This is a genomic window from Klebsiella sp. 2680 (genome assembly GCF_900198535.1).
Classification (GTDB): domain Bacteria; phylum Pseudomonadota; class Gammaproteobacteria; order Enterobacterales; family Enterobacteriaceae; genus Klebsiella; species Klebsiella indica.
In genome coordinates, this window is the sequence record NZ_FZNJ01000004.1 from 90,664 (window position 1) to 110,708 (window position 20,045).

The 20,045-nt window shown below is 54.1% G+C and carries 15 protein-coding genes and 1 tRNA gene; 7 read left to right on the forward strand and 9 right to left on the reverse strand.

Annotation, left to right across the window (positions count from 1 at the left end; translation table 11 throughout):
* Nucleotides 1-175: 175 nt before the first annotated feature.
* Nucleotides 176-260, reverse strand: a tRNA-Leu gene (locus tag FN037_RS17645).
* Nucleotides 261-482: 222 nt separating this feature from the next.
* Here FN037_RS17645 and FN037_RS17650 point away from each other — a divergent pair.
* The 7 genes from FN037_RS17650 (at nucleotide 483) to FN037_RS17680 (ending at nucleotide 7,685) form a co-directional block, all read left to right on the forward strand.
* Nucleotides 483-1,502 carry an NAD(P)-dependent alcohol dehydrogenase gene (locus tag FN037_RS17650; protein ID WP_142502840.1) on the forward strand — a complete coding sequence of 340 codons (1,020 nt, stop codon included), beginning with the start codon at nucleotides 483-485 and terminating at the stop codon, nucleotides 1,500-1,502.
* Nucleotides 1,503-1,704: 202 nt separating this feature from the next.
* Nucleotides 1,705-2,577: a carbohydrate ABC transporter permease gene (locus FN037_RS17655; RefSeq protein WP_142502841.1), complete on the forward strand. Its 873-nt coding sequence runs from the start codon at nucleotides 1,705-1,707 to the stop codon at nucleotides 2,575-2,577.
* Nucleotides 2,567-3,454 carry a carbohydrate ABC transporter permease gene (locus FN037_RS17660; protein ID WP_138361610.1) on the forward strand — a complete coding sequence of 296 codons (888 nt, stop codon included), beginning with the start codon at nucleotides 2,567-2,569 and terminating at the stop codon, nucleotides 3,452-3,454. The genes FN037_RS17655 and FN037_RS17660 overlap by 11 nt, the downstream gene beginning before the upstream one ends.
* A 10-nt stretch (nucleotides 3,455-3,464) precedes the next feature.
* Nucleotides 3,465-4,289, forward strand: coding sequence for a phosphodiesterase (locus FN037_RS17665; RefSeq protein ID WP_138361611.1), 825 nt, complete (start codon nucleotides 3,465-3,467; stop codon nucleotides 4,287-4,289).
* 5 nt (nucleotides 4,290-4,294) lie between these two features.
* Nucleotides 4,295-5,380 carry an ABC transporter ATP-binding protein gene (locus FN037_RS17670; RefSeq protein WP_142502842.1) on the forward strand — a complete coding sequence of 362 codons (1,086 nt, stop codon included), beginning with the start codon at nucleotides 4,295-4,297 and terminating at the stop codon, nucleotides 5,378-5,380.
* Between the two features lie 2 nt (nucleotides 5,381-5,382).
* The gene (locus FN037_RS17675; protein ID WP_142502843.1) at nucleotides 5,383-6,693 is read left to right on the forward strand and encodes an ABC transporter substrate-binding protein; all 1,311 of its coding nucleotides are present in this window, start codon (nucleotides 5,383-5,385) and stop codon (nucleotides 6,691-6,693) included.
* A gap of 233 nt (nucleotides 6,694-6,926) precedes the next feature.
* Nucleotides 6,927-7,685, forward strand: a complete 759-nt coding sequence (locus FN037_RS17680; RefSeq protein ID WP_138361614.1) for an IclR family transcriptional regulator — start codon at nucleotides 6,927-6,929, stop codon at nucleotides 7,683-7,685.
* Between the two features lie 4 nt (nucleotides 7,686-7,689).
* Here the strand turns inward: FN037_RS17680 and FN037_RS17685 are convergent, their stop codons facing one another.
* From FN037_RS17685 to iolD, 8 genes are all read right to left on the reverse strand, one after another.
* Entirely contained in the window at nucleotides 7,690-9,309 is a 1,620-nt protein-coding gene (locus FN037_RS17685) for a glycoside hydrolase family 43 protein (protein ID WP_138361615.1), read from the reverse strand.
* A gap of 12 nt (nucleotides 9,310-9,321) precedes the next feature.
* Complete coding sequence (locus FN037_RS17690) at nucleotides 9,322-10,701, reverse strand: glycoside-pentoside-hexuronide (GPH):cation symporter (RefSeq protein WP_138361616.1); 1,380 nt, start codon at nucleotides 10,699-10,701, stop codon at nucleotides 9,322-9,324.
* A gap of 353 nt (nucleotides 10,702-11,054) precedes the next feature.
* Nucleotides 11,055-13,022 (reverse strand): YjhG/YagF family D-xylonate dehydratase, encoded by a 1,968-nt coding sequence (locus tag FN037_RS17695; RefSeq protein WP_138361617.1) that lies wholly within the window; start codon nucleotides 13,020-13,022, stop codon nucleotides 11,055-11,057.
* A 14-nt stretch (nucleotides 13,023-13,036) separates the two neighbouring features.
* Nucleotides 13,037-13,945: a dihydrodipicolinate synthase family protein gene (locus tag FN037_RS17700; RefSeq protein ID WP_142502844.1), complete on the reverse strand. Its 909-nt coding sequence runs from the start codon at nucleotides 13,943-13,945 to the stop codon at nucleotides 13,037-13,039.
* Nucleotides 13,946-14,275: 330 nt separating this feature from the next.
* Entirely contained in the window at nucleotides 14,276-15,175 is a 900-nt protein-coding gene (gene iolE / locus FN037_RS17705) for a myo-inosose-2 dehydratase (RefSeq protein WP_142502845.1), read from the reverse strand.
* Between the two features lie 23 nt (nucleotides 15,176-15,198).
* Nucleotides 15,199-16,083, reverse strand: a complete 885-nt coding sequence (locus tag FN037_RS17710; RefSeq protein ID WP_142502969.1) for a sugar phosphate isomerase/epimerase family protein — start codon at nucleotides 16,081-16,083, stop codon at nucleotides 15,199-15,201.
* A 40-nt stretch (nucleotides 16,084-16,123) separates the two neighbouring features.
* Nucleotides 16,124-17,137: a Gfo/Idh/MocA family protein gene (locus FN037_RS17715; protein WP_142502846.1), complete on the reverse strand. Its 1,014-nt coding sequence runs from the start codon at nucleotides 17,135-17,137 to the stop codon at nucleotides 16,124-16,126.
* A 48-nt stretch (nucleotides 17,138-17,185) separates the two neighbouring features.
* Nucleotides 17,186-19,126 (reverse strand): 3D-(3,5/4)-trihydroxycyclohexane-1,2-dione acylhydrolase (decyclizing), encoded by a 1,941-nt coding sequence (iolD, locus tag FN037_RS17720; protein ID WP_142502847.1) that lies wholly within the window; start codon nucleotides 19,124-19,126, stop codon nucleotides 17,186-17,188.
* Nucleotides 19,127-20,045 lie beyond the last annotated feature (919 nt).

Genomic DNA, 20,045 nt, shown 5'->3' on the forward strand with positions numbered 1-20,045 from the left:
CTTGTTGGTATCAATTTCAATCGAACCGAAGCTACCAACAGTTATACCATCATTTGTTGGTAGATGTTGATATACGACAGTAGACTTTAATAGACCTGAAACAAGAGGCAGGATATCTAACTTATTGATTTTGTGTACGTAAATAGACTTTAGTAGACGAAAAAAAAGACTTGATTGGTGCCGAAGGCCGGACTCGAACCGGCACGTATTTCTACGGTTGATTTTGAATCAACTGCGTCTACCGATTTCGCCACTTCGGCACTGAAGGGGATGCGGAAACGTTGTGGATTATACCTGTCATACGCTGCCATGCAAGCAACGTTACGTCCTCCAGCCATCAAGTGATGAATTTTTCATCTGTTCAGTGCCTTAGCTTCTTTAAGCGCCCGTTTTCCCATTCTCCTGCTCCACCTTCTTTCAGCACCCGCCCGCCGTATGCTCTACACTTCCTTCTTAACCACGCCAAACCCAAGGAAACTGTGATGAGCAAAATTAAAAGTTACGCCGCCAAAGAAGCGGGGGCCGATCTGTCGCTGTGGGAGTACGATGCCGGCGATCTCAAGCCGGAAGATGTCGAAGTACAGGTGGAATACTGCGGCATCTGCCACTCCGACCTGTCGATGATCGACAACGAATGGGGTATGTCGAGCTATCCGCTGGTAGCCGGTCACGAGGTGATTGGTCGCGTGGCTGCGTTGGGCAATGCGGCGCAGAATAAAGGACTGAAAATCGGCCAGAAGGTGGGCATCGGCTGGACGGCGCGCAGTTGCGGGCACTGTGATGCCTGTATCAGCGGCAATCAGATTAACTGCCTGGAAGGAACGGTACCAACCATCACTAACCGCGGCGGCTTTGCCGATAAGCTACGCGCCGACTGGCAGTGGGTGATCCCGCTTCCGGAAAGTATCGATATTGAATCCGCCGGCCCGCTGCTGTGCGGCGGTATCACGGTGTTTAAACCGCTGCTGATGCACCATGTCACCGCCACCAGCCGCGTCGGGGTGATTGGCATTGGCGGGCTGGGTCATATCGCCATCAAGCTGTTGCATGCGATGGGATGTGAAGTTACCGCGTTCAGCTCTAACCCGGCAAAAGAGAAAGAAGTGCTAGCGATGGGCGCCGATAAAGTGGTGAACAGCCGCGATCCTGACGCCTTAAAAGCGCTCGCCGGTCAGTTCGACCTGATCATCAACACCGTCGCCGTCGACCTCGACTGGCAACCGTACTTTGCCGCGCTGGCTTACGGCGGCAACTTCCATACCGTCGGCGTGGTGATGAAGCCGTTCCCGGTCTCCGCCTTTACCCTGATTGGCGGCGACCGCAGCATCTCCGGCTCAGCCACCGGCAACCCGTCTGAGCTGCGCAAGCTGATGAAATTTGCCGGGCGTAGCAAAGTCGCGCCGACCACTGAGCTGTTCCCGATGTCGCAAATCAACGACGCGCTGAAGCACGTTCGCGAGGGCAAGGCCCGCTATCGTGTGGTGCTAAAAGCCGATTTCTGACGCTCCCGTCTATGCTTCAGGCAATGCGCAGGTTGCCTGGAGGCAAATAATTTAGGCGATACGCTCATCCCCATGCCGGGCTGCCCCTCTGCCCGGCATATCTGATTCGTTCATTAAACCGTCATCTCTCTGCCATACCTTTGCAGTCATTCCTTTTCACAATCCGGGCTTCTACAAACGCCTGTACGAGACATCTGCCGCCATGAGAAAATACTGGCTCCCCTGGATGATACTGTCGCCTTCCCTGCTGTTTTTATTACTGTTTACCTGGTTGCCGCTGGGGCGTTCGGTGTATGACAGCCTGTTCGATACCCGAATGGCCAGCGATGGCGGCCAGTATGTCGGACTGGAAAACTTCGCCCGCCTGTTTGCCGATGACGTCTTCTGGCAGTCGCTGGTTAATAATCTGCTCTATATCCTGCTGACGGTGGTGCCGGGCGTCACTCTCGCCCTGCTGCTGGCGGTCGCTCTGGCCGAAAATCACCGCGTGAATCGCTGGCTGCGCACCGCGTTCTTTTTCCCGATGATTATCCCGATGGTCAGCGCCGCCGCGCTGTGGCTGTTTATCTTTATGCCCGGTCTCGGACTGCTGGACCATTACCTCGCGAAGCTGTTCGGCCCGATGAACAACAACTGGCTGGGACGCAGCAACAGTGCGCTACTGGCGCTGGCGCTCATTGGCGTGTGGAAGTTCGCCGGTTACTACATGCTGTTTTTCCTTGCCGGGCTGCAAAGCATCCCGGCGTCAACCCGCGAGGCGGCGATCATGGAAGGGGCCACCCGCACGCAGGTCTTTTTTAACGTCACTCTGCCGCTGTTGCGCCCGACGCTCAGCTTCGTGATCACCACGGCGCTGATTTACTCCATTACCCAGATTGACCACGTAGCGGTGATGACCCGTGGCGGTCCGGATAACGCCACTACCGTACTGCTTTACTACATTCAGAACCTCGCCTGGGACACCCACGATTTAGGTAAAGCCTCCGCCGCCACTTTCCTGACCCTGGCCGGGCTGTTCGCCTTCTCGCTGATTAACCTCAAACTGCTGGAGAAAGGAGCGCATTATGAGCGCTGAAATCTCACCGCTGGTACTACGTTCGCAGCGCGCATCGCGCCCGCTGTGGCTGCGCCTGCGCCGCTCGCAGCCCTTTACCGTGACGGTATTAATGTGCTGCCTGGCGCTGCTGTGGATAAGCCCGTTTTTGTGGATGCTGGCGACCTCATTCAGCGCCACAACCTTCGGCGAAGATATGGCATCCCTGCTGCCCAGGCTGCCGCTGACGCTGGATAACTTTCGCGATGCCTGGGCCAGCGCCGACTGGCTGAACCTCTATGCCAACACCATTATCTTCGCCTTCGGCACCTTTTGCGTACAGCTGTTGACCATCACCACCGCCGGATACGTCTTCGCCTGCCACGAGTTCCGCGGCAAAAAGACGCTGTTTCTGCTGTTCCTCGTGCAGTTGATGATCATGCCGGTAGTGATGATGGTGCCGAACATGCTGACCCTGAAAACCTTCGGCCTGCTCAATACTCTCACCGGGGTGATGATGCCCTATTTCACCTCGGCGTTCGGCGTGTTCCTGATGCGTCAGGCGTTTCTCGCCATTCCCAAAGAGCTGGAAGAGGCGGCGCTGATGGAGGGTTGTCGCTGGTGGCAGGTGCTGTTCCGCGTGCTGCTGCCGATGTCATGGCCTTCGGTGCTGGCCTTCGCCACCGTCAGCATTACCTACCACTGGAACGAGTATCTGTGGCCGCTGATGATGCTTAACGACCCGGATAAACAGGTACTGACCGTGGGGCTGGTCTCCTTCGCCATGGGCGCGGAATCCGGCGGCCAGTGGGGCACCATCGGCGCCGGAACGCTAATGGTCTGCCTGCCGCTGATGCTGGCGTTCATTCTTTTCCAGAAACAGTTCCTGCGAAGCTTCGGTTTCGCCGGGATCAAATAAGGAGTTATTCATGCTGCTCGCGCAAATTTCCGATACCCATTTCCGCAGCCACGGCCGGAAGCTATACGGTTTTATTGATGTCAACGCCGCCAACGCCGATGTGGTCTCCCAGCTTAATGCCCTGCAGGAGCGCCCGGACGCGGTGGTGGTAAGCGGAGATATCGTCAACTGCGGTCGCCCGGAAGAGTATCAGGTCGCCCGGCAGATCCTCGGCAACCTCAACTATCCACGCTATCTCATTCCCGGCAACCACGACGATAAAGAACTGTTTCTGGAATATCTGCATCCCCTGTGTCCGCTGCTCGGTAACGATGCGCAAAATATGCATTATGCGGTAGACGATTTTGCCACTCGCCTGCTGTTTATCGACTCCAGCCGGACGGGGACGTCGAAAGGCTGGCTAACGGACGACACCATCAAATGGCTGGAAGCGCAGCTATTTGATGGCGGCGACAAACCGGCGACGGTGTTTATGCATCATCCGCCGCTGCCGCTGGGCAACGCGCAGATGGACCCCATCGCCTGCGAGAACGGCCACCGTCTGCTGGCGCTGGTTGAACGTTTCCCGTCGCTGACGCGCATTTTTTGCGGCCATAACCACAGTCTGACCATGACTCAATATCGCCAGGCCATCATCTCCACCATTCCGGGAACCGTCCACCAGGTCCCCTATTTTCACGAAGATACGCGCCCGTATTACGACCTCTCCCCCGCGTCATGCCTGATGCATCGCCAGGTGGGCGATCGGTGGGTGAGCTATCAACATCCGCTGACTCATTACGCCGGGCCGTGGATGTACGACGAACATATCAGTTGCCCAACGGAAGATCGCTAATCACCATGCTTAGTCTGCAAAACATCAGTAAACAATTTGACGGTAAACCGGCCCTCAGCGCCCTGTCGCTGGATATTCACGACGGTGAATTCGTGGTGCTGGTCGGCCCGTCCGGCTGCGGCAAAAGCACCCTGCTGCGCCTGATCGCCGGGCTGGAGCCGGTCAGCGCGGGGGAAATCTGGCTATATGATGAGAACATCAGCGAAATGTCGCCCAGAGAGCGTAATTTTGCGATGATTTTCCAGAACTATGCTCTGTTTCCACATCTGTCGGTGCGCGACAACATCACCTTCGGCATGAAGGTGAGAAAAGAGGATAAAACCAGCTGGCAGCCGCGGGTGGAGAAAGTGGCGCAGATGCTGCAACTGGAAAACCTGCTGGACCGCAAACCGGCGAAGCTTTCCGGCGGTCAGCGGCAGCGGGTGGCGATGGCACGGGCAATTGTGCGCAACCCGCGCCTGTTCCTGATGGATGAGCCGCTCTCCAACCTTGATGCCCGCCTGCGCAGCGAAGTACGCGACAGCATTATGGACCTCCACCAGCAGCTCAACATCAGCACCATCTACGTCACCCATGACCAGACGGAAGCGATGTCGATGGCTGACCGTATTGTGGTGATGAACGGCGGTCACGTACAGCAGGTCGGACGCCCGGAGTATCTCTACGCGAATCCGGCCAATTTGTTTGTCGCCGGTTTTATCGGCTCCCCGGCGATGAATCTGCTGTCGCTGCCCTGCGCCGACGGTCAGGTACTCCTTGGCGAACAACGTCACCCGCTACCGCCGGGCTACCGGGAAGAATCCCGCGTCTGGTTAGGTATTCGTCCGGAACATATCAGCGATCGCGTGGAAGAGAGCCATCTGCGCCTGCCCGCCACCGTGCTGCAACGAGAACTGATGGGAGCCGATTATCTGCTCCACGTCAGCACCCCTATCGGCACCTTACGCTTTAGCCGTCGCCATCGCGGAGCGGTGCCGGAGAAAGGCGACGCCCTGCTTCTCGGCTTTTCGCCCGACGATATTCATCTTTTTCATGCTGAGAAACAGCATAATTTAACGCCTGTGCATCAGGCGCTTACTCCAGGAGATTAATCATGTTTAAACCTCTCACGGCTCTTGCGGTTGGGCTAAGCCTCGCTCTCAGCGGCGTGGCGCTGGCAAAAGAGAAAATTGACTTCATGTTTCCGGCGCCGGTGGATGGCAAGCTGACCATGGAGATGACCCGCATCATTAAGGCCTTCAACGAGTCGCAGCAGGATGTCGAAGTGCGCGGAATCTTTACCGGCAACTACGATACCACCAAAATCAAAGCCGAATCGGCGCAAAAGGCCGGACAACCGCCCGCGCTGGTAATTATGTCCGCTAACTTCACCACCGATCTGGCGCTAAAAGATGAGATCCTGCCGATGGACGAGCTGTTCCGTTATGGCAATCAAAAAGCGGGGGATTTTTTGCAGCAGGCGTTCTGGCCGGCAATGCGTAAAAATGCCCAGGTGATGGGCACCACCTATGCGATCCCGTTCCATAATTCGACGCCAATCCTTTACTACAACAAAACCATGTTCGATCAGGCCGGGATCAAACAGCCGCCCCAGACCTGGGCCGAGCTGCTGGCGGACGCCAAAAAGCTGACCGACGCGAGTAAAGGGCAATGGGGGATCATGCTGCCGTCAACTAACGATGATTACGGCGGCTGGATCTTCTCAGCGCTGGTGCGGGCCAACGGCGGGCAATACTTTAACGAGGATTATCCGGGCGAAGTGTATTACAACACGCCGACCACTATCGGTGCCCTGCGCTTCTGGCAGAACCTGATTTATAAAGACAAAGTGATGCCCTCCGGCGTGCTGAACTCGAAACAGATCAGCGCCAGTTTCTTCTCCGGTAAAGTCGGAATGGCGATGCTCAGCACCGGCGCGCTGGGTTTTATGCGCGAGAACAGCAAAGATTTTGAACTCGGCGTGGCGATGCTGCCGGCCAAAGAACAGCGCGCGGTGCCGATCGGCGGCGCCAGCCTTGTGAGCTTTAAGGGGATCGACGACGCGCAGAAAAAAGCCGCGTATCAGTTCCTGATGTATCTGGTCAGCCCGCAGGTTAACGGGGCCTGGAGCCGCTTTACTGGCTATTTCTCACCGCGTAAAGCCGCCTACGATACGCCCGAAATGAAGGCCTATTTGCAGCAGGATCCGCGCGCGGCGATCGCTCTTGAGCAGTTGAAGTATGCGCATCCGTGGTACGCCACCTGGGAGACTGTCGCCGTGCGTAAAGCGATGGAAAACCAGCTGGCCGCGGTGATGAACGATGCTAAAGTCACTCCGGAAGCGGCGGCACAGGCGGCACAGAAAGAGGCCGACGCGCTGATGAAACCCTACGTGGATAAGACTGCCCTGGCGGAAGTGAAGTAAGCATTTTCTCCTCAGACGGTACACCGCGATGAGGTGGGGAGCGCGTTCAGTCACGGCGTGAATTGGGAGGTTACTCGCCGCCGTGAATCTCCCCGATCGTACCTCGCTGACTGGTGCTACAGGCCAGTACAAGATGATATCACTCGTCCTTTCTGCCCCAGCCGTTTGATTTTTCAACGTAAAAAAGGTACTTTTTCATCTTCCCTCCCCCCCAGCGTGAGCGGTCATGCATTATGCCTATTATTCAGTCTGTTGAACGTGCACTGACGATCCTCGATCTGTTTAATGAACAGGCTACGGAACTCAAAATCACCGACATCAGCAAACAGATGGGCCTGAGTAAAAGCACCCTCCATTCGCTACTCAAAACTTTACAGTTATACGGCTATATCGACCAGAACCCGGAAAACGACAAATACCGCCTGGGCATGAAGCTAGTAGAGCGCGGCAACTTTGTGGTAAGCAGCATAGACATTCGTCAGAAGGCGAAACGCTGGCTGACGGAACTCTCGCAACGCACCGGACAGACCACCCATCTTGGTATTCTTGACGGACGCGAAGGCGTTTATATCGAGAAAATTGAAGGCAGGCTTGCCGCCATTGCCTACTCACGTATCGGTCGTCGTTTACCGATCCATGCGACGGCTATCGGCAAGATATTGATTGCCTGGCTAAGCGAGACAGAGCTGAATACTCTGCTGGAAGGCTATCAGTACACATCGTTCACTCCAGCAACAATTACCTGCCGCGAAGATCTGTTGGCGACGCTGGCACAAACCCGCGTCCAGGGTTATGCGCTGGATTGCGAAGAGAATGAACAAGACGTACGCTGCGTAGCAGTGCCGGTGTGGAACCATGAATCTCGCGTTATTGCAGCGCTGAGCCTGTCAACGTTAACCTCCCGTGTCGATGACGACGAGCTGGCCCGCTACCGCGGATTGCTGGAAGAGGCCGGGCGCCAGTTGTCGAAAGCGCTGGGCTACCCGGCCTGAGGATTTACTCGATGACCGGTTGGTAACTGAAGTAGTCAAAATCAGCGTAGCAACCATCACCGCTAATATCCTCGCAGTGCAAGCCAACAAAAGCACCGGTAAAGAATCCGCGTCCGCCGATGTAATCATCCGACAACTTCCAGGCTGCATATTCCACCGGCACAGTTTGCCATTGCTCACCGTCAAACGAGTAGCTGTAGCGATAGATAAGATGGTCAACGTCAACCCTCAGCCACACGCTCCGCGTCTCGTCCGGCACTGCAATGGGTTGTTCGTGCAGCGGCCACGACGGTACGTTATGGTCAAGTTGCAATACTTTAATAGTTCTCCCCTTCCCTTCTTCATAGTCAACAAAACAGTAGCTCCAGTTTTTGCTGTTGTAATAACAGGTTAATCCGGCGCTCTGCTGGAAGTTTTCCGGGGCGAACTCCATCCGTGTTTCGGCGCGAAAGGCGAAATGCTGCCAGCGCCGCGCCACCGTGGACTGGATAAAGGTAGAGTTGAGCGAGTCATTACCGTACAGACGTAAAAATCCCGGCCGCACGCTGAGGGAGCCCAGCGTGTCATCAAACGGAATACGCAGAGTTTGCAACTCTGGATTGAGTGTCGGGCCATTGAAGTCATCTCGCCAGTTCACCACCGCAGCCGCACGACTTTCAACCATTTGCGGCCCCGGCACGGTCAATTGGGCGTGTTTTCCTCCTTCCACGGACGGCCAACCGTCATGCCAGGCGATGCGCACAATTCCGGTTTCTCGTCCCAGTGAACAGTAACCACGACCGCCGGAGGCCAGCAGCGGCACGCCGGGTAAACGCTTCGGACGACTAGTAAGATAGGCCATATACCACTCGCCAGTATGCGTCTCCAGCAGCGATCCGTGGCCGCTTTTCTGTAACGGGTTCTCCGGCAGATGCCAACTGGTCATCATTGTCCCGTCCGGGTGCAGTTCGTACGGCCCGTCAATATTTTTCGCCCTGAGCACAACCACCGCGTGTTCGTAACTGGTACCTCCCTCAGCGACCAGCAGATAATACCAGCCATCCTTGCGATAAAGGTGCGCCCCTTCGGTATAACGCAGCGCCGTACCGGTAAACAAAGTTTTGCGCGTTTTAGACAGGGTCCTGGTTTGCGGAAAATACTCCTGTAGCACGATGGTACAGTGCGGATCGCTGTGGTGACGCGGCCCCCATGGTCGGTAAATATAGTATTTTCGACCATCGCTATCATGAAACAGCGATGGGTCGAAGCCGCCGTTGCCCATCGCAACGGGCTCGCTCCACGGCCCTTCAATCGATGGTGCGGTCACCAGATAGTTACGACCATTTTTCCATGGCGAATCGACGATTTTCACATCAGTATACAGTAGCCAGAACAACCCGTCGGCATAGCTCAGGCATGGTGCCCAAATGCCGCCGGAATCAGGGTTGCCTTTCATATCCAGCATCGACACGCGATCCAGCGGTGCGCTCACCAGCGACCAGTTTTTCAAATCCCGCGAGTGATAAATGCGTACCCCCGGAAACCACTCGAAGGTGGAGGTTGCGATGTAATAATCCTCATTCTGGCGACACAGCGATGGGTCCGGGTTAAACCCGGTCAGAATAGGGTTAGTAATGGTGTACATATTGCCTCCTCATTAATTTGACGTCGCAGTGGTCGCGGCAGAAATAGCCTCTTTCGGCTCCTCACGATGCTTACGTAATTGCTGGCTGATGGCTTCAACGCGGGCATTGGTCAATTTATAAAATGAAAGCATGATGAACATGCCAACGTAGAGCACCACAGGCACCACGCAGAACAGGATTTTAATGGTGGTTAAAACCTCCACCGGCTGTACGCTGCTGCTCGCGGAGTAGTTCACATATGCCAGAATCCAGCCCACCACCGCGCCGCCAATAGCCAGGCCAATTTTCAGACTGAACAGGTAAGTAGAGAACACCAGACCATCGAGACGCCGCCCGCTACGACTCTCTTCATAGTCGACCACATCGGAAGCCATCAGCCACTGCAGTGGCGTAGTGGTGTTAAAGATGAACAGGAAAACAATATTGAGAGCGAAAATCAGCGCAATGTACTCAGCAGGAGTAACGAAAATAAGCAGGCTTATCAGCGAATAGACGACGATAATCGCTTTAAAAGCCTTTACCCGGTCAAAGCGGCCCAACAGGCGTGACGAGGCCAGCGAACCGAACATAGTAGCGATGCTGCCATAAAGCAGGAACTGCATCGCCATTTCTGGATGATCCATCACATATTTCACGAAGTATAACGTTGCCCCACCGCGCACAACGTTGGAGCAAGTCGCCATCATTTTGAAGGTACACATAATTCGCCATTGGGTGTTACCGAACAGCAACTTGAGATCTTTCGCCACCGACGACCCTGGCTGTACCTCAAAGGTGTAACGCTCTTTGGTGGTAAAAAAGCAGACGTAAAGCAGTACCACGCCGACCAGTCCCAGCACACACATCGCGCCAAAATAACCGACCTGTTCGTTACCTTTACCGATAATATTCACCAACGGCAGCGCTATGCCGCTGATCGCCAGCGAACCTGCCGCCGCAAGGAAAAAACGCCACGACTGTAACGCATGGCGCTCTTTTGGATCGGCGGTAATTACTCCCGGCATCGCGCAGTAGGGCACGTTGACGAAGGTATAAACCAGCGTCAGCAGAATATAGGTCACGCAGGCATAAATAATTTTCCCCTGCGCAGAAAAATCCGGCGTGTAGAAGGTGAGCATACAGACGACCCCAAATGGAATCGCCCCCCACAGCAGAAACGGACGAAACTGACCGTGGCGAGTACGGGTACGGTCCACCAGCAGTCCCATCAGCGGATCGGTGACGGCATCCAGAACGCGGGAAATTAAAAACAGCGTACCCATAATGCCGGCGGACAGGCCGAATACGTCGGTGTAAAAATAAGCCAGCAGAAACATCGTTGCCTGCCAGACAAACCCGCAGGCAGTATCGCCCAGCCCGTACCCGATTTTATCTTTCATAGTTAATTGCATATTTATCCCCGATCCAGAGAGTGGATATCGTGCAAACGTCAGGGACCTGAAAAAAGCAATAAATAGCCGCTGAAGAATCAGGAATACACCCATGATACGTGTGCTTAATTCACGTTTTCGTGTTATTTCAGTGTACGGAGTTGTTCCTTTTTACGGCAATGGTCATTTTTTACTTATGAATTATGTTATTTAGTTTTTGTGATTTCCATCGACATTAAACACAAATAAAAAATATTTTTATCTTTTATTTTTAGCTAATTACAAACATATAAGAAAATGGAATTTGGCTTATTTAAGACATAAAAAAACGGCCCGCGAAATATTTCACACAAGCGAGAAAAACTTAAATTTATTTAAAGTCCAAGGGCTTTTTTACCGGCGTTAATCACCTCAATAATTTTATCAGTATCATATATGCAGCCTTTCCATGTACCACCGCTAATCGACTGCAAAGCCGCCCACAGGCGAGTATCGTCGGGTAAACAGTCATGAGCATGCAGGTCAGGATGGAGAGGTCTCGCCGCTAATTCCATCCCCCCCTCTTCCACCGTCAATCGCTTTTCCACTGTGCCGATGAAATTAACGCTGCCGGTTAAAGCAAAACGATCGACTACAATCTCAATAATGTCGTCATCGCGCAGTTTACCGATCGGCCCGCCCGCCAGCGCCTCCGGAGCGACATGACCAAAACAGGCACCGGTCGAAACCCCGGAGAAACGGGCATCGGTAATCAAGGATACCGTTTTTCCCCATGAGATGTGCTTCAACGCCGAGGTAAGCTGGTAGGTCTCTTCCATGCCAGTGCCGGACGGCCCACCACCAATCACTACCATAATGTCTCCCTGTTCGATCTCGCCGTTTTTGATCGCTTTGATCGCCAGCGCTTCAGAAACAAATATCCTCGCAGGCCCGGTATGACGATACACACCATCCTCATCCACCACAGTCGGATCGATCGCCGTGGCTTTGATCACCGCTCCTTCCGGAGCAATATTGCCAACAGGGAAGGCAACCGTCGAGGTAAGTCCTTTAGCCCTTGCACGGGTCGGGGGGAGGATCACATCATTCGGATCGACTCCATCCTGATCGCGCAGACACTGGCGAAATTTCACACGTCGTTCGGAAGCTTGCCACCAGTCAAGATTTTCACCCACCGTCTGACCAGTCACTGTCATCGCATCCAGATGCAGTAGGCCCAGACCTCGCAAATGCAGCATCACTTCCGGCACTCCACCGGCGAGAAAAGCGCGTACCGTCGGGTGGTAGTCCGGTCCATTCGGTAGCACGCTGACCAGACGCGGAACTTTTCGATTTATACGTGTCCACTGTTCAACGTCAGGAATCGTGCAGCCTGCAGCATGAGCAATAGCGGGAATGTGCAACAGGAGATTGGTCGAACCGCCAAACGCCGCATGGATTACCATCGCGTTTGCGATCGCTTTATCGCTCAAAATATCGCGAGTGGTGATGCCGAGATTATCCAGTTCGCTTACCGCTCGTGCCGACTGGCGCGAGATTTCCAGCCACACTTCCTGCCCTGATGGCGCCAACGCCGAGTGCGGCAGCGCCAGCCCGAGCGCTTCCGCCACAACCTGCGAGGTACCCGCTGTGCCTAAGAACTGGCAGCCGCCGCCCGGCGAGGCACAGGCACGACAGCCGAGTTCAGCGGCTTCCTGCAACGACAATTCATGGTTGGCGTAGCGTGCGCCAATAGTCTGTACCTTTCCAGCGTCTTCGCCAAAGGTTGGCGGCAGCGTTGCCCCACCGGGTACCAAAATGGTCGGTAGATCGTGCATCGCCGCCAGCGCGATCATCGTCGCCGGTAGGCCTTTGTCACAGGTGGCGACACCAATCACCGCCCGACGCGTCGGCAACGAACGGATCAAACGACGAAACACAATCGCCGCGTCGTTGCGGTACGGCAAGGAGTCGAACATCCCATGGGTACCCTGAGATCGTCCATCGCACGGATCGCTGACAAAAGCGGCGAACGGAATGCCGCCATTGCGCGTTATCTCTTTTGCCGCCGCCTGCATCTGTAGGCCGATTTCCCAGTGCCCGGTATGATAACCTAACGCCACCGGGCGACCATCACCGGCGCGAATTCCCCCTTGGGTACCAATAATCAACACCTCCTTCCCCGTAAGCTTGTTGGTATCCCAGCCCATGCCGGCGTTTTGCGTCATGCCAAACAGATTACCGCTCGGCGATTCCATCAGCATTTGCGGCGTCAGTGGCAGCACGCCCTGTGGTCCGGATGCATGAGTGATGACCGCATAAAAGGCATCATCCTGGGAAATGAATATCTTCTCTATCGCCATCTTATTATTCCGGTTTAGCAGAGTCTAAGCTGTTGCAACAGCGCTTTAAGCTGCATCTTTTGCACTTCATCCAGCGGAGAGGCCGGGGGGAGTACGTGTGTCGAAATCGGGCGACCGCACATGACGATCGCCTCTTTAATCACGTTAACGAACGGTGTATCCAGTTGATAGATTCGCGGGATTTGCAACAGCGTCTGATGATAGTGTACCGCTTGCGCCAGATCGCCATCGCGGAAAGCCTGCAACAGCTTCACTGATATCTGCGGCGCAAAATTGACGCTGGCAGAGATCGCCCCATCACCGCCAAGCAGCAGAGTGTTAAACAGGTGGTCATCGTAACCACAAAGTACCGAGAAGTGTGGGTGCGCCGATTTGACCGTTTTGATCATGCTGCGCAGGTGAGCTACCGAATCGATAGTGTCTTTGATGCCAACAATATTACGTCGCGAATCCACCAGCGTTTTTACCAACTCAGGAGGCAGATCCTGGCCTGTTAACGCCGGAAAGTTATACAGCACCACCGGCAGAGTCACGCAATCAGCCACCTGCTGAAAATAACGAATCAGATTGTGTTCAGAAACTTTCCAGTAATAGGGGTTGATGACCACAATCCCGTCGGCTCCCACTTCCTGTGCGTGATGACTAAGTTCGATGACTTCCCGGGCGTTAGTGCCACCGGTGCCAACCAACACCGGCACCCGCCGATCCACATAACCAATGACAAAGGTGGCAATGGTTTTACGCTCATCGACATTAAGCTGAGAGAACTCCCCGCCGCTGCCGAGGATGAACAGGCCGTCAACGCCAGCGAAAATCATGTCATCAATCAACGCGGCGGTACCCACTTCATCGAACTGACCATCGGCGGTAAAAATAGTCGAAACAGGCGGAATAATCCCTGAGAACTGCATGGTTTGCTGCATGAGATCCCCTTGCTGAATCATTTTGTTCTATATTATAGAACCATGTTCTTTTATTTAACGATCATACTATGCCGCCAGCAAAGAAAAGGTAAATGGTAAGGAAGCCGGAAGTGCGTATTTTTTAATCTCGATCACAAAATAACCGTTCTGTTCTAAAGGTTGTGGTGAGCTCGGTGCGAGACATATACCGCCGTTCAGACTGGCTGCGAGAAGAAAAACTGTACGATATTGATGACTGGAGAGATAGCGAGTGCCCAGGAGTTTTATTCCACTGAGAGGAAAGTGGAAAAAGCAGGCCACAGCACGCTGTGGCCTGAAATGAAACAACGATTAGATTCCTGCCGTTTCACGGATGTATTTACGTGCTTTTACCGCATATTCGAATGGGTTGGCCAGCGCCGGATCCTGCTCGGCCTCGACCACCATCCAGCCTTTATAACCATGATCGTCCAATAATTTGAACACCGGGCGGAAATCAATCACCCCATCGCCCGGAACCGTAAAGGTCCCTTTCTTCACCCCATCAAGGAAAGAGAGCCCTTCACGACGCACCTGTTCAATCACCGGCGGACGCACGTCTTTCAGGTGCACATGATTAATCCGCGACAAATATTTTTTCAGAATCGCCAGCATCGGCTCCTCACCGCCTTCGGAATACCAGGCATGGCCGGTATCGAACAGCAGGAAGACCTTGTCATCTACCAGCGACATAAACTTGTCGATCTCTTCGGTGGTCTGGATACCGGTTCCCATATGATGATGGAGACAAACCTGCATACCCTTTTCCGCCGCCAGACGGCCGATGGTGTTGTAACCTTCCGCAACCCGCTGCCACTCTTCTTCGCTAAAACACGGTTTCACATTGCCAAGAATCGGTTTTTCCAGCCCCTGGATGCTGCCACTCTGCTCAGAACAACCGATTACTTTCGCGCCCATGGCATGAAGAAAATTCATATGATTCACAAATTCATCAATGGTTTTTTCCCGCTGCCCGTTGGCAAAAAAGGTACTAAACCAGGCGTTGCAAATCTGAATGCCGCGGATATCCAGCATCGGCTTCAATACCGCCGGGTCACGTGGATATTTACTGCCGACTTCACTCCCGGTAAAACCCGCCAGCGCCATTTCGCTGACGATTTGCTGGAAAGTGTTTTCATTACCCAACTCTGGCATATCGTCGTTGGTCCAACCAATCGGGGCGATAGCCAGTTTCACGTTGTCTTTGTTCATAGTAAGGCTCCTGCCTCAACACCTTATCTGCGCAGTAATTCGCGTTCGATAAGCTCACGGGTTTCCACTGCCTGGAATTTCATTTTTTCCGGGTAGCCGAACAGCGAGGTGGCGACAATCGGCTCCCCGCCGACCTTAAAGGTCTGCTCGGCAAATTTCATATCGCGCAAAGTGCGGAACAACGTGTCGAAATCAACATCCCCTTCACCTACGCCCACGTGCTGGTGCACAACGGCATCAACGCCCGGCGGGTTAACGATATAGCGGCAATGTTTTGTATGGTTGCGGGTATCCGCGATCAGCACGTGGGAGAGGTCGTCCCCGCAATAGCGCAACATTCTTTCAACGTCGCCGACGCCTTTGTCATAGAAGAAGGTGTGCGGAACGCTGTACACGTATTTAACGTTATCGCTACGGAACGACTTGACGAGATCGACCGTTCCGTCGTTCTCCTCGCAGAAGTCCCACGGATGCGCCTGAATCTCAACGCGGATGCCTTCGCGTTCAAAAATTGGCAGCAACTCTTCCATTGAGCGATAGAACATCTCGTCGCAGATCTCGGGCTGGTTAGGATCGCCGGAAAGCTCGGTGTTGATTACCTGCACGCCCATTTCAACCGCGATCTCGATCAGCCGTTTCCAGTTTTTGACTGCCGCCTGACGGCGCATTTCATCCGGACCGGACCAGCGATATACGCAGATAAAGGAAGAGAGTTCCAGACCCGTATCACGCAGCGCCTGCTTATACTCAGCCATGATTTCCCGGCTGGCACGCGGGTGCTTGTAGAAAGGGTTGATCTGGGGATGCGGAGATTGCTCAATGTACTTGTATCCCCACTCCGCTACCTGGTGAACCATCTGAGTAATCCCCAGGTCTTTAATCACATCAACATCAAAAGCAATTTTCATCATCGTTACCTATGCAAAAAGATCTGTCTGCAAAACGCGCTTAGCGCTTGTAGAATACCGGGCACTCAGGCAGCGTGACGTCTACCGGCTCGCAGGTTCCCTGCGCTTTGATACAGGCGTCGGCAGCAACCGATGCCGCATAGCCATCCCAGGCCGATGGGCCTTGCAGTTGACCAGCCTTAACATCGTTAATGAAAGCTTGTAGCTCTACGTCATACGCTTTGATAAAGCGGTCTTTCCAGTCGGTCAGGATCGCGGTTGACAGGTTTGCGGCTTTGCGCATCTGTATGGCTGATGGCTCAGGCAGACGGGCAATGCCGGTTTCACCAATAACCTCGCACTGGATGTCGTAGCCGTACTGGCAATTCACGAACACTTCAACATCAATCAGCGTGCCTTTCCGGGTTTCAAACGACACGATCTGCGGATCCTTCAGCCCCTCATGGGCGTATGAAGTGGAACGCGGGAAGCGTACCTGTACCGAACGATAGTCATCATTCAACAACCAGCGCAAAACGTCCAGCTCGTGGATCAGGGTATTGGTGATCGCCATATCGGTGGTGTAGTTTTCCCCCACTGACTGGTTACGGTGCGCGCAGTGCAGCATCAGCGGCGTACCAATATCCCCCTCATCAATCACTTTTTTCAGCGCCCGATAGCCTTCGTCATAAGGCCGCATGAAACCGACCTGCACCAGACGGCGCCCCGCTTTCATTTCCGCATCGACAATACGGCGACAGCCTTCCGCCGTCATCGCCAGCGGCTTTTCACAGAACACGGGTTTACCGGCCTCGATGGCGGCCAGCGTATACTCTTCGTGGGTCGGGTCCCATGAGGTGACCAGGATAGCGTCGACATCGCTGGCCTTAATGACGTCGTGACCGTCCGCATAAATTTCCGCCGTGACGCCCGGCAACGCCACCGCCGCGCGTGCATTTGCTTCGTTGATATCCGAAACCGCCACGACGGTGGCGCCCTGTAGTACCTGAGTGCAGCGACGGATATGTTCTTTACCGATGGCGCCTGCGCCGATGACACCTAATTTAAGTGGCATAGTTGGCTTTCTCCCGAGATTTGTAGGGTTCAGGGTTAGTGCTCAGTTTTAGTAATCCCGCGCCTGAGCGCGTTTTTCGTTAATCATTTTGGCTACATTGCGGATTCGCTCGGACAGTGCAGACTGCGCGACGCCCACGTTCCACCAGCTGCCGTATTTATGCACCATGGTTTTCGGCAGCACTTTTATATCTATCAGGGTGCTGACGGTTTCGCGGCGAGCGGCATCCAGCGCATGGCGCAGTTCATCCAATGTTGTGACGCGCCAGGTTTTGCAGCCATAGCCAGCAGCGACGGTGGCGAAATCTACCGGCACCAGGCCACCCTGCAAATTACCAGACTCCGGGCAACGGAAACGGAACTCGGTGCCGAAGCTGTCCATACCGTGTTCCATTTGCAGGTTGTTAATGCAGCCATTAGCCATATTGTCGAGCAGTATCACGTTGATCTTCGTACGCTCCTGCAGCGAGGTCACCAGCTCGGAGTGCAGCATCATGAACGAACCGTCGCCCACCAGGGAGTAAACCTCACTCTGGGGCTGAGCCAGTTTGACGCCCAGCGCAGCGCTGACTTCATAACCCATGCAGGAGTAGCCGTATTCCACGTGATAGGTGTTGGTTGCCCGGTTGCGCCAGACGCGCTGCAGGTCTCCCGGCAAACTTCCCGCCGCCGCGACAATCACCGCGTCGGACGGTAAGGTTTCGTTCAGCACGCCGAGGACGCTGCTTTGTGTCAGGGTGGAATCGGTTATCTGGCGGAATTCGCGATACACCGACTCACGATCCAGATGATCATCAATTTCCGGTACGAAAGACTTTTCCTGCCACACCGCCTGATAAACGCGCTGCGTCTCTTTCAATTGACGGCTCTGCACGCTTTCAATCTGCTCGCCCCACCCGGCCTGCCAGGTTTCGCCGGACAGGGCGTCATCCAGGGCAGTAAGGGCTTCACGCGCATCGGCCAGCATTGGAATACCGTCCAGTTTCCAGGCATCGAAATTGCTGACGTTAATATTGAGAAAACGCACTTCCGGATGCTGGAAAATCCATTTCGACGACGTAGTGAAGTCGCTGAACCGCGTACCGAGGCCGATAACTAAATCCGCTTCTTTCGCCAGCAGGTTGGCTGCCAGACACCCGGTTTCACCAACGCCGCCCACATTAAACGGATGCGAAGAGACCACGGTGCCTTTACCGGCCTGGGTTTCGGCAAACGGGATACCGTAGCGTTCGGCAAAACGGGTCAATGCCTCGCCTGCGCCGGAATATTTCACCCCGCCACCGCAAACAATCAGCGGTTTACGGCTGGATTTAATTGCGGCAACCGCGTCCGCCAGCTGCACGGCGCTAACCGGGCGACGGTCGAGACGGTGTACACGACGGGTAAAGAAAGACGCGGGATAATCCCAGGCTTCACCCTGAACATCCTGCGGCAGGCACAGGGTCACCGCGCCCGTTTCCGCCGGGTCGGTCAGCACGCGCATGGCGTTGATGCAGGCGCTCATCAATTGTTCCGGGCGGGTAATGCGATCCCAGTATTTGCTCACCGCACGAAACGCGTCGTTGGTGCTGATACTCAGATCATGGCTCTGTTCAATTTGCTGTAAAACCGGATCGGGCTGGCGAGTGGCAAACACATCGCCGGGCAGCAATAACAGAGGAATACGGTTGGCGGTCGCGGTGCCGGCGGCGGTAATCATGTTCGCCGCACCGGGGCCGATGGAGGAGGTGCAGGCAATAATCTGACGGCGTAAAGACTGTCTGGCAAAACCCGTCGCAGCATGCGCCATCCCTTGCTCGTTACGCCCCTGATAGACCCGCATTTCACCGCTATCTTGCTCCAGGGCCTGTCCCAGCCCCAGAACGTTGCCGTGGCCAAAGATAGCAAAGATACCTTGCACGAATTTATGCTCTTCACCATCGACGTCCAGGTACTGATTATCCAGGAACTTAACCAGCGCCTGCGCCGTTGTCAGTCTCAGTCTGCCCATGTTGCCTAATCCTTATATTTCAGTATTTGTTGTGTGGGTTAGCGCGTTTGCCCTGTACAGCCTGTACAGTGATACGATTAATGACTCAGGGAAATCGTTAACGTCACAGGAATACTGTTGGATTATAGGCAAACATTTTTTTCATTAAATAGAAATACAGAAGAAATATTTCATTTTGCGAGAGGGATCAAACTATACATAAAATCATTCAGTCGGTATTCAGGCGGCAACAAACAGCATCCCCATGAGCATGCGCAAGCCAGGTGGCTGGAATGAAAAGCAAATCTGTCAGAAACAGATCTGAGCATCATGAAAAAACCGGCCCTCGATAAGGTACGCACATTTTTTCCGAATGATGGCTAACGCCTTACCCTATCTTTAAAAACATGTAATATCAAAAAGTTATATAGATACCCCCAGTCCATTACGGCACGCTACCCACGATTCATGCCCTCGCGGCGCAGTTTGTCAGCAGTCTGAAATCCATCAGAAACAGGCGGGGGCGCGGTGATGTTATGGTTGGCCAGGATGAGAGGCAAGAGTGCGCCGGATCATTTTACCCCAACAGATTAGCGGCCGACAAAAGGCGGCAGTTTTATGGATAAAATGCTTACCCGTGCATTTCACACGTTTCATTAACAGCCCGCATTTGGCTGGACGCGCGGTTTATGAGGCCATATCGTTTATATTTCCTTAAAAATCATAGATAAAGAAAATAACACACGCCGTCCGGGACGCCTTTTCGCCGCCTCGCAAGATCCATCCCGGAATGAGGCTCAGCGCGGCATAGTGGTAGATCCCTCACATTTTTGGTTTTTTAATTTCGAACTAGTTTGCAAATGAAATATTTATTTCTCAAACTAAGGGGAACCAATAACCCTCAGGCTGTTTTCGGAGACGCTGTCGGCATCCCGACTCT